9 protein-coding genes are annotated in these 11,142 nt (G+C 60.9%); 6 read left to right on the forward strand and 3 right to left on the reverse strand.

The annotated features are described in order from the left end of the window. The first annotated feature begins 211 nt into the window (after positions 1 to 211). The 4 genes from ACW9JC_RS24875 (at position 212) to ACW9JC_RS24890 (ending at position 4,791) form a co-directional block, all read left to right on the forward strand. Entirely contained in the window at positions 212 to 1,288 is a 1,077-nt protein-coding gene (locus ACW9JC_RS24875) for a putative 2-aminoethylphosphonate ABC transporter ATP-binding protein (protein WP_416127722.1), read from the forward strand. After that, positions 1,288 to 3,012 (forward strand): putative 2-aminoethylphosphonate ABC transporter permease subunit, encoded by a 1,725-nt coding sequence (locus tag ACW9JC_RS24880; protein ID WP_457458278.1) that lies wholly within the window; start codon positions 1,288 to 1,290, stop codon positions 3,010 to 3,012. Before ACW9JC_RS24875 ends, ACW9JC_RS24880 begins: the two co-directional genes overlap by 1 nt. A 39-nt stretch (positions 3,013 to 3,051) precedes the next feature. Continuing rightward, on the forward strand, positions 3,052 to 4,077 hold the full coding sequence (locus tag ACW9JC_RS24885; RefSeq protein WP_015097240.1) for a putative 2-aminoethylphosphonate ABC transporter substrate-binding protein: 1,026 nt from the start codon (positions 3,052 to 3,054) through the stop codon (positions 4,075 to 4,077). A 156-nt stretch (positions 4,078 to 4,233) separates the two neighbouring features. Beyond that, complete coding sequence (locus ACW9JC_RS24890) at positions 4,234 to 4,791, forward strand: phosphonate degradation HD-domain oxygenase (RefSeq protein ID WP_457458280.1); 558 nt, start codon at positions 4,234 to 4,236, stop codon at positions 4,789 to 4,791. Between the two features lie 129 nt (positions 4,792 to 4,920). Here ACW9JC_RS24890 and ACW9JC_RS24895 read toward each other — a convergent pair whose 3' ends face one another. Together ACW9JC_RS24895 and ACW9JC_RS24900 are read right to left on the reverse strand one after the other, a co-directional pair. Then, positions 4,921 to 6,285: a GTPase/DUF3482 domain-containing protein gene (locus ACW9JC_RS24895; RefSeq protein WP_457458282.1), complete on the reverse strand. Its 1,365-nt coding sequence runs from the start codon at positions 6,283 to 6,285 to the stop codon at positions 4,921 to 4,923. Beyond that, positions 6,278 to 7,648: a DUF2868 domain-containing protein gene (locus ACW9JC_RS24900; protein ID WP_457458284.1), complete on the reverse strand. Its 1,371-nt coding sequence runs from the start codon at positions 7,646 to 7,648 to the stop codon at positions 6,278 to 6,280. The genes ACW9JC_RS24895 and ACW9JC_RS24900 overlap by 8 nt, the downstream gene beginning before the upstream one ends. An 85-nt stretch (positions 7,649 to 7,733) precedes the next feature. Here ACW9JC_RS24900 and ACW9JC_RS24905 point away from each other — a divergent pair, with 85 nt between their 5' ends. Further along, a complete protein-coding gene (locus tag ACW9JC_RS24905) occupies positions 7,734 to 8,246 on the forward strand; it encodes a dihydrofolate reductase (protein ID WP_416127717.1) in 513 nt (170 codons plus the stop codon). Positions 8,247 to 8,361: 115 nt separating this feature from the next. On the opposite strand, the gene ACW9JC_RS24910 is transcribed toward ACW9JC_RS24905, so the two are convergent. Continuing rightward, positions 8,362 to 9,753, reverse strand: a complete 1,392-nt coding sequence (locus ACW9JC_RS24910; protein WP_457458286.1) for an L-cystine transporter — start codon at positions 9,751 to 9,753, stop codon at positions 8,362 to 8,364. Between the two features lie 254 nt (positions 9,754 to 10,007). On the opposite strand from ACW9JC_RS24910, the gene ACW9JC_RS24915 reads away from it, so the two are divergent. After that, positions 10,008 to 11,063, forward strand: coding sequence for a haloacid dehalogenase-like hydrolase (locus tag ACW9JC_RS24915; RefSeq protein WP_457458288.1), 1,056 nt, complete (start codon positions 10,008 to 10,010; stop codon positions 11,061 to 11,063). Positions 11,064 to 11,142: the final 79 nt, after the last annotated feature.

Consider the following 11,142-nt stretch of genomic DNA (forward strand, 5'->3'; position numbering starts at 1 on the left):
ACAGGTGTTTCCGGTGTTCACAAAATCTGTATTCACTGAAGCTCCCTGTGGGAGCTGGCTTGCCAGCGATGAGGCCAGATCAAACAACTCATGACCTGAATCTTCTGAACTAAAATCCTCGAATACCACTATCGGCAGTTTTTGCCTTACTGCCACATGACGGACTCATTACAACTCTAGGATGACCCCATCTGCTAGATGAGGTCCGTCCATGAACAGCTCGATCGCAACTGCCCTGACCAACCCCGGCGCACCGATGAAAGTGCGCGGCGTACAGAAGCGCTTTGGCGCCTTTACCGCGCTGGATAACGTTTCCCTCGACGTGGCGGCCGGTGAACTGGTCTGCTTGCTAGGCCCGTCGGGCTGCGGCAAAACCACCTTGCTGCGTTGCATCGCCGGTCTGGAGAAGCAGGACAGCGGGGAGTTGTACCTGGGTGATCGCGACGTTTCCCATCTGGCACCGCAGGCGCGGGACTACGGCATTCTGTTTCAGTCCTACGCGTTGTTTCCCAATCTCACCGTCGAAGCGAACATTGCCTACGGCCTGGCCGGCAGCGGTCGCGATCAGGTGCGTCAGCGCGTTGGTCAGATGCTGGAACTGGTCGGCCTGAGCGGCAGCGAGAAAAAGTACCCGGGCCAGTTGTCCGGCGGCCAGCAGCAGCGGGTTGCACTGGCCCGCGCGTTGGCACCGGCGCCTTCGCTGTTGCTGCTCGACGAACCGATGTCGGCTCTCGACGCCCGCGTTCGCGAGCATCTGTGTACTGAGCTGCGCCAACTGCAACGCAGCCTTGGCATCACCACCCTGATGGTCACCCACAACCAGGACGAAGCCATGCTGATGGCCGACCGCATCGCCGTGATGAACAACGGCAAGGTCGAGCAGTACGCTACGCCGCAGGAAATCTACAACCGCCCGGCCACGCCGTTCGTTGCGGAGTTCGTCGGTCAGGGCAACTGGCTGCCGTTCCATAGCAGCAGCGACAGCCATGCCCAGGTTGGCGGAATGAACATGCGCCTCGCCGATGGCAGCGCGAAGACCGCATCGGGCCGGCTGTTTTGCCGCCCTGAAGCGATCAACGTCAATCCTGTGGTGCACGAGGAAAACCTGTTCCCGGCCAAGGTGCGTGAAATCACTTTCCTCGGCAACCGCTGCCGCATGAGCTTCGAACTCGATCACCTGCCGGGTCACGCCTTGTTGGCCGAACTGGCACCGGAAGCCATGCCGCGCCTCGGCGCGCAGCAGATCATGGTCGCCTTGCCACCGCGCAGCCTGCAGGTGTTTGCCTGATGAGCGCGAACATCGCGCTGCCGATCCCGCACAAGCAGGCTCGGCAGATCTCCCGCGCCGAGATCGGTGATCGGGTGTTCGTGGTCGGCGGCAAGGTTCTCTTGCTGGTGTTGCTCGGTGTCGCCGTGTTGATGCCCTTGCTGGCGATCTTCTGGCGTGGCTTCAGTTCCGAGGCCGGGCAGGGCGGTGGCTGGGTCGCCGCGAAGGAACTGGTGAGCAGCGAAAATTTCCACTGGTTGCTGGGTAACAGCCTGAAGGTTTCCCTCAGCGTCGCAGCGATTGTCGTACCGCTGGCTTACCTGTTTGCCTACGCACTGCAACGCACGTTGATTCCGGGCAAAGGTATCTGGCGTGGTATTTCGCTGCTGCCATTGATGGCGCCGTCGATGTTGCCGGGGATTGCACTGGTTTACCTGTTCGGCAATCAGGGCATGTTGCGCGGGCTGGTCGCGGACAACATCTATGGCTTCTGGGGCATTGTGCTCGGCGAGGTGATCTACACCTTTCCACACGCCTTGATGATTTTGCTGTCGGCGCTGTCCCTGGCGGATGCGCGCCTGTTCGATGCCGCTTCGAGCATGGGCGCCAGTCCTGCAAAAGCCTTCCGCAGCATCACCTGGCCGGCGACGCGTCAGGCTGTTTTCGCCGCGTTCTGTCTGGTCTTCACCCTGACCATCACCGACTTCGGCGTGCCCGTGGTGGTCGGGGGCGACTATCAAGTGCTGGCGCTGGAAGCCTACAAGGCGGTGGTCGGCCAGCAACAATTCGGTCGCGGTGCGTTGATCGGCATGGTGTTGTTGCTGCCGGCGCTGTTCAGTTTCGGGGTCGATGCCTGGTTGCGTCGGCGCCACGGCGACTCCATGAGCGGTCGTGCGCAAGTGTTCAAACCAGCGCCGTCGAAACTGCGCGACGGTTGCTACCTGACCATCGTGCTGCTGATCTGCGCCACGTTGCTGCTGGTGTTCGGCATGGCGGTGTTCTCGTCCCTGGTGAAGTTCTGGCCGTACAACCTGTCGTTGTCGCTCAACCATTACCAGTTCAACGACACCGCCGGCGGTGGCTGGCTGGCCTACGGCAACAGCGTGAAGATGGCGTTGTGCACGGCGTTGATCGGCAGCGTGCTGATCTTCACCGGCGCCTACCTGATGGAAAAAACCAAGGGCCAGCGTGGGCTGAATCTGACACTGCGCATGCTCAGTTTCGTACCGATGGCGGTGCCGGGCCTGGTGCTGGGCTTGGGCTACGTCTTCTTCTTCAACCTGACCGGCAACCCGCTGCACGTGCTCTACGGAACCATGACCCTGCTGGTGGTCTGCACCATCGCGCACTATTTGACCACCGCGCAAATGACCGCCACCACCGCGCTACGCCAACTCGACGCCGAGTTCGAAGCCGCCGCGCTGTCGCTCAAGGCGCCGCTGTACCGCCATTACCTGCGGGTGACGGTGCCGATCTGCCTGCCGGCGCTGCTGGACATCGTGCGCTACCTGTTCGTCTCGGCCATGACCACCGTTTCGGCGGCGATCTTCCTCTACAGCCCCGACACCATCCTCGCGGCGGTGGCGGTGCTGAACATGGACGACGCCGGCAACGTCGGCGGCGCGGCGGCGATGTCGACCCTGATTCTGTTCACCTCGGCGGGTGTGTCCCTGCTGCTGGCCTGGGCCTCGCGCGGTTTGCTGCGCCGCTCACAGGCCTGGCGGCAGACCGCGCCCAGTCACTGAAACCGTATAACCCTTCAACTCAAAAAACAGGAAAAGATCATGTTCAAGCCTATGGCCCTGGCCGCTGCTGTCCTCACCGCTTTCAGCCTGAACGCCTTTGCGGCGAAAACCGAGTTGACGGTGTACACCGCCCTCGAAGCCGAGCAACTGAAGACCTACAAAGAAGCTTTCGAGAAGGCCAACCCGGACGTCGAAATCAAGTGGGTGCGCGATTCAACGGGCATCATCACCGCCAAACTGCTGGCCGAAAAAGCCCGCCCGCAGGCTGACGCCGTGTGGGGCCTGGCCGCTTCGAGCCTGGCGATCCTCGATCAGCAAGGCATGCTGCAAAGCTACGCACCGAAGGACCTGGGCAAGATCGGCGCTAACTACCGCGACGCCGCCAACCCGCCAGCCTGGGTCGGCATGGACGTCTGGGCTGCAACCATTTGCTTCAACACCGTCGAAGCCGAGAAGCAGGGCCTGACCAAACCCGTGAGCTGGCAAGACCTGACCAAGCCTGAGTACAAAGGCAAGATCGTCATGCCGAACCCGGCGTCGTCCGGCACCGGTTTCCTCGACGTCAGCGCCTGGCTGCAAACCTTCGGCGAGAAGCAGGGTTGGGCCTACATGGATGGCCTGCACCAGAACATCGGCCAGTACGTTCATTCCGGTTCCAAGCCGTGCAAACTGGCGGCCGCTGGTGAATTCCCGATCGGTATTTCCTTCGAATACCCGGCCGTTCAGTTGAAGCGCCAAGGCGCGCCGCTGGACATCATCCTGCCGAAGGAAGGCCTGGGCTGGGAGATCGAAGCGACTGCCGTGATCAAAGGCACTGCCCACGAAGAAGCGGCGAAGAAACTGGCTGACTTCTCGGCCAGCCCTGAGGCCATGGAACTCTACAAAGAGAACTTCGCCGTACTCGCGCAGCCGGGCATTGCCAAACCGCAGACCGAACTACCAGCCGACTACGAGCAGCGTTTGATCAAGAACGACTTTGCGTGGGCCTCGAAGAATCGCGACGAGATCCTGACCGAATGGCGCAAGCGTTATGACGGCAAGTCGGAGAAAGTGGCGGCCAAGTAAGATCTTTATCGGCTGACAGGGCCTCATCGCGGGCAAGCCTTGCTCCTACAGTATTTGCGTCGTATGAAATTTCGCGATCGACGCATAACTTGTAGGAGCAAGGCTTGCCCGCGATATCGATTCCAAAACCAGCAGAATTTTATCGGGAGACTTCTGATGGACCGCAACGAACAAGTGATCGCCGAAGTATTCGGACTATACGAACGCTTCGGCGCCGACGATTACATCGGCGAACCCGTGTCGCAGATCGAACACATGTCCCAGGCTGCCGAACTGGCCATGGCCGAAGGTTTCGATGATGAAGTGGTGGTGGCCGCCTTCTTCCACGACATCGGGCATATCTGTGCCGAAAGCGCCGAGAACATGGGCGGCTTCGGTGTGGTCAGTCATGAGCGCCTGGGTGCCGATTACCTGCGCCGCGCCGGCTTCAGCGAACGCATGGCGCGGCTGGTCGAATACCACGTGCAAGCCAAGCGTTATCTGACGCTCAAGGAGCCTGGTTACTACGAGCGGTTGAGCGAAGCCAGTCGCCGGACCCTGGAATATCAGGGTGGGGTGATGACGGTTGAAGAGGCTGACGCGTTCGAAAAGGACCCGTTGTGTGAGGTCAGTTTGCGCATGCGGCAGTGGGATGAATTGGCGAAAGAGATGCATGTGCCGGTGATTGATCTGGCGGTGTTGAAGGACAAAGCGGTGCGGTTGTTGGCGGCGTGAGCCTTTAAATCGAGTCGCTGCCATCGCTGGCAAGCCAGCTCCCACAAGGATTTTTTGGTGCCACAGATCTCGTGTGCACCAGAAAACCCTGTGGGAGCTGGCTTGCCAGCGATAGGGCCCAATCAGACGCTACAAAACTGTAGCCAAAGACTCAACCTGCTCCTGCCGCTCCGCCTGATTCAACTTCGGCTGCGGATTAAGCGACGACCACTGCGGATGCGCCCGCGCCTTGCTTAGCGCTTCGGGCAACTTGCCTTCGCGCCAGCCCTTGTCTTGCGGCGTGGCCACCTGAATGCTGTCCATCGCCGCATGCCCACGGGCCTCCAGCGCTTGCAGCAATTGCCTTTGGCGTAGCGCCAACAGTCGCAGCACGTTGTCATCGACGGTCAGCTCACGCTGGCCCTTGATCTTGCCCAGCAAGCGGCTGCCATAACTGCGCGCGGTTTGCAGGGCGCCGCCGGCAATCGCTCCAGCCAGTGCAGCTGCGCCGAGGGTGATGCCACCGACCAGCAAATCCACCCCGGCGCCGGCAGCGGCACCTGCGGCGATACCACCGCCGACGCGAACGCCCAGTTGCTTGAGGGTTTCCGGGTTGAACAAGTCATCGCCCCAACGACCATCCAGCAGCGGTAAATCGCTGGCCGCCGCATCCTGTGGGCGGAAGGCGTAGAGCTTGAGCAACGCTTCCACGCAGCGCTGCTCTCGCTGACGTACGGATTTGCGCAGTTCGCTGATCGCTTGCTGTTCCTGTTCGGCGTCGCTGACCACGCTGCGTCGGCAGGCCGCGCAATCGATCAATAATTCGGCAATCAACCGCGTGGCGCCTTGCTGGCGGGCCAGACGTTGGGCCTGTTGATCGGCGATCAGGCGCTCCAATTGCGGTCGCGCGGTTTCCAGCAGCAGGGCGAGGCTTTCATAGAGACGGCGCTCGCCGTCCTCTGGCGGCGCGACGCTGTCGAATCGCACCAGTGCATGCAGACCCAGCCGCGCCAGCGCTTCACGCCATGCCGGTTCGCGATGGTTGGCGCTGCTGACGAAATTCAGCACCGGCAGCAGCGGTTTGCCACAACTGGCTAACACTTCCAGTTCATCGCGGTATTTGGCCAGCACTGGCTCCCGGGCGTCGATTACATAGAGACCAGCATCCGAGGCCAGCAATTGGCGCAGGACTTTGGCTTCCTGCTCGAAACGCTGTCGCGCTTCACTGCCATCGAGGAAACGCGCCAGTCGCGCCGGGCCGTCGAGGCGTTCGCCGGGGCGTTCCAGGCGTTCGAGGTAGTCGAGCAGGGCGATGGCGTCTTCCAGGCCGGGCGTGTCGTAGAGGTCGAGCAACGGCTCGCCATCCACCGACAGCCGCGCACCTTCGACATGCCGCGTGGTGCTGGGGCGGTGGGACACTTCGCCGAAGCCGACATCGCGGGTCAGGGTGCGCAAGAGTGAGGTTTTGCCGACGTTGGTGTGGCCGACGACGGCGAGTTTCAGGGGGTTAGTCATGACCCGTCTCCAGCCAGTTCAGCGGCGCACAATCGGCAAACGGCAGCTCCAGTTGTTGCAACGCCACATGCCAATCGCCGAGACGGTCGGCGTCCAGCGCTTCGCCGGGCGGTGCTTGCAGCAACCAGACGCGGGTGGCGCTGGCGCTGCGGGCCAGTTCGGCGATCAATGCAAGGCTGCCGCGATCCGGCGAGCGCCGTGGATCGCACGCAATGGCCAGACGCTCAGGCGGAAAACGGCTTAGCTGTTCGAGGAGTTTGTTCCGCGATTCACGGCTATCGAGGATGCCGGCGTTAATGACGTTTTTCGGCAGTTGCGGTGGCCACGGGCGGTCGTCGTCCAGTTCGATGGCGACCAACAGCGCACCATCGCTTTGCTGTTCACTGACGCCGCTTTCCACGCGATGAAGTTGTGCTGGCGCGGCATCGCTGACGCCGAGGCGTTCACTGGTAGGCATCAACCGTTCGCGCAGTTGCGCATAGCCAGGCAGGTTCAAATCCAGACGCAGGGCCGCTTTACCGGATGTCCAGCGCCACAGGCAAAACACCGCGAGCAACAAGCGCGGCACCACGCCGTAGACCAGCAGCACGCCCACCAGCCATGCGGCCCAGGCCTGCCGGGCGCTTTCGATGTTCAGTGCGGCATCGCCACTGGCGCGGATCATTTCCTCGGTCGGCACGCTGAAACCGAGCAGGGCCGGCAACGCGCCGAGCGCCTGGGTCACGGCAATAAAGGTGTTGGCGCTGAGGATCGTGGTTTCCCAGACGAAGCCATAGCGCCGGGTCGCCATCAGCGTCAGCAGGATCACCAGCGCGCTGACTATCGCCAGCAACCACAAGCTGTTGACCAGCACGCCGATGGCCCAGCGATTGAGCTTCTGCCGCTGCAGCAACAGCAGCAGGGCCGGCACCAGTTGCGCGGCTTTGGCGTCCCGCGCAAATTTTTCACTGAGCCACAGCCAAAGACGCCCGAGGCTGGCGCCGTGTTCGCCGGCGAACACCAGGCCCAACGCCCAACTCAACAATAGAATCAGATTAAGGCCGAGCAGGCTGCCCAAGGCCCAAAACACATTCACCGGGTGCAGGCCGTCGCCCATCGCGGCAAACGCCAGGCCAGCGCCGCTGACCACGGCCAGCACCGCCAGTACGATCAATGCCAGTCGCGCACCTTGCAGCCAGTGTTTGAGTGCGTCGCTCAAGCCGTCGCGTTCCGCCAGCCACAGGGCACGGCGCTGAATGCGCGTCGGCAAATCACCGCCCGCGCTGCGGGCCAGTCGATTGGCTTCCAGATCTTCCAGAGGGCCGGCGTGCTCTTCGCGCAGGCGGATGGTTTCTGTCAGCCAGAGGTTATTCAGTTCAGTCACGCGGCATCCCGTCGCTTAAATGAGCTGTGAGCATAACCGTTGTGGCGCTTATCGGCGAAAGCGAGGCTCTGGTATCCTCGCCGACATGACTAAATCACTCCCCCTCAGCCTGATCGCAGCCCTCGGTGAAAACCGTGTGATCGGCGTCGACAACAGCATGCCCTGGCACTTGCCGGGGGATTTCAAATACTTCAAAGCCACCACGCTGGGCAAGCCGATCATCATGGGTCGCAAGACCTGGGATTCCCTCGGTCGTCCACTGCCGGGCCGCTTGAACATCGTGGTCAGCCGTCAGACGGATCTGCTGCTCGAAGGCGCGGAGGTTTATCCGTCGCTGGAAGCTGCGGTGGTTCGCGCCGAGGAATGGGCGAAGGAGCAGGGCGTCGATGAGCTGATGCTGATTGGCGGGGCGCAGTTGTATGCGCAAGGGTTGGCGCAGGCTGATCGCTTGTACCTGACCCGCGTGGCGCTGAGCCCGGAAGGGGATGCGTGGTTTCCGGAGTTTGATTTGAACGAATGGAAACTGGTTTCCAATATCGAAAATCCGGCGGTTGATGACAAACCGGCGTACAACTTCGAAGTCTGGGAAAAAGCTTAAAAGCATCGCTGGCAAGCCAGCTCCCACAGGGACCGCGGTGAAACACAACATGTGTGAACACCGCTAAACATTGTGGGAGCTGGCTTGCCAGCGATAGCGGTCTATCAGGCACCGATCAAGCGTGCGCCAGCTCCGGATGCTCATCCGCATCCAGCAGTTCTTTATCCGTTTGCTGCATCACCTGACTGGTAATCGCACCCGCCGTCATCGACCCACTGACGTTCAACGCCGTACGCCCCATATCAATCAGCGGCTCGACGGAAATCAGCAGCGCCACCAGCGAAACCGGCAAGCCCATCGCCGGCAACACGATCAGCGCGGCAAACGTCGCACCGCCGCCAACCCCGGCCACACCGGCCGAACTCAGCGTCACAATCGCCACCAGCGTCGCGATCCACAACGGGTCCAGAGGGTTGATGCCCACGGTCGGCGCGACCATCACCGCCAACATCGCCGGGTACAGACCGGCGCAGCCATTCTGGCCGATGGTCGCGCCGAACGAAGCGGCGAAACTGGCGATGGACTGCGGAATGCCCAAACGGCTGGTCTGCGCTTCGATGCTCAACGGGATCGTTGCAGCGCTCGAACGGCTGGTGAAGGCAAACGTCAGCACCGGCCAGATCTTGCGGAAGAAGCGCAGCGGGTTGATCCCGGCGGCCGAAACCAGCACGCCGTGAACCACAAACATCAGACCGAGGCCGATGTAGGACACCACCACAAAACTGCCGAGCTTGATGATGTCTTGCAGGTTGGAGCCCGCGACCACTTTGGTCATCAGCGCCAGTACGCCGTACGGGGTCAGCTTCATCACCAGACGCACCAGACGCATCACCCAGGCTTGCAGGGTGTCGATGGCGTTGATCACTTTCTGACCTTTTTCCACGTCATCCTTGAGCAGTTGCAGCGCCGCGATACCCAGGAACGCGGCGAAAATCACCACGCTGATGATCGAGGTCGGCTTGGCCCGCGCCAGATCGGCGAACGGGTTTTGCGGGATGAACGACAGCAGCAGTTGCGGCACATTCAGGTCGGCGACCTTGCCCGCGTAATCGGTCTGGATGGTTTGCAGGCGCGCCATTTCCTGAGTACCGGCTACCAGACCTTCAGCGGTCAGACCGAACAGGTTGGTCAGGCCGATGCCGATCAGCGCCGCGATGGCCGTCGTGAACAGCAGCGTGCCGATGGTCAGGAAGCTGATCTTGCCCAACGACGACGCGTTATGCAGACGGGCCACGGCGCTGAGGATCGAGGCGAACACCAGCGGGATCACGATCATTTGCAGCAGTTGCACGTAACCGTTGCCCACCAGATCGAACCAGCCGATCGAGGCTTTCAGCACCGGGTTTCCGGCACCGTAAACCGTGTGCAACGAAACACCGAACGCCACGCCCAACACCAGCGCGAGCAGGACTTTTTTCGCCAGGCTCCAGTTGGTGTGACGCGTTTGCGCCAGGCCGAAAAGCAGGGCGAGGAACACCAGCAGATTGAGAATCAGCGGCAGATTCATTGGAACTCCCATTAGACATGTGCCAACTGCCTTCCGGGGCAGCTGCGAACCGGCAAGCCTAACAGCTTGATTTCCAATGATTTAATACCGAAAACGTCTGGTAACTGTCGTTTTTGGAATAAGCCGGCGTCGCTCTCGGGGATGCACGTGGCGCGAAGGGTACGTTGGCGGTCGCTGACAGACGAGGACTGTCACAGTTATTTGTTAGCGTCGATGTCTTTCAATCAGGGTCTTTCAATAAGGGAAGCATGCCGATGAAGTTCGCACCGAAATTTCTGGTCGCTGCACTTTGCCTGGGCCTCGCCGGTCAGGTACTCGCCACGGATCTGAAGCACTGGCCGGCCGATCAAGCCAAGGCACTGGACGCGATGATCGCGGCCAACGCCAACAAAGGTAACTACGCGGTGTTCGACATGGACAACACCAGTTACCGCTACGACCTCGAAGAGTCGTTGTTGCCGTTCATGGAGAACAAGGGCCTGATCACCCGTGAGAAGCTCGATCCCTCCCTGAAACTGATGCCGTTCAAGGACACCGCCGACCACAAGGAAAGCCTGTTCAGCTACTACTACCGCCTCTGCGAAGTCGACGACATGGTTTGCTACCCATGGGTCGCGCAAGTGTTCTCCGGCTTCACGCTCAAGGAACTCAAGAGCTATGTCGACGAGCTGATGGCGTCCGGCAAACCGGTGCCGGCCACTTATTACGAAGGCGACGTGGTCAAGAAACTCGACGTCAACCCGCCGAAAATCTTCACCGGTCAGCAAGAGCTGTACAACAAACTGATGGAGAACGGCATCGAGGTCTACGTGATGACCGCCGCCTCCGAAGAGTTGGTGCGGATGGTCGCGGCCGATCCGAAGTACGGCTACAACGTCAAACCGCAGAACGTGATCGGTGTGTCGCTGCTGCTCAAGGACCCGAAAACCGGCGAACTGACCACCGCGCGCAAGCAGATCACCGCCGGCAAATATGACGAGAAGGCCAACCTCGGCCTCGAACTGACCCCGTACCTGTGGACCCCGGCGACCTGGATGGCCGGCAAGCACGCGGCGATCCTGACCTACATCGACGAGTGGAAAAAACCGGTACTGGTCGGCGGCGATACTCCAACCAGCGACGGCTACATGCTGTTCCACGATGTTGACGTGGCCAAGGGCGGTATCCACCTGTGGGTCAACCGCAAAGACAAATACATGACCCAGATTAACGGCATGATGGCCAAGCACGCTGCGGCGCAAGCCAAGGAAGGATTGCCGGTGACTGCCGACAAGAACTGGGTGATCGTGAAGCCTGAGGAGATTCAGTAAGACGGGTCGGCTTCACCTGTAGGAGCTGCCGAAGGCTGCGATCTTTTGATCTTGTTTTTTAGAATCAAAGTCAAAAGAT

The sequence above is a fragment of the Pseudomonas sp. SDO5591_S426 genome, assembly GCF_054070755.1.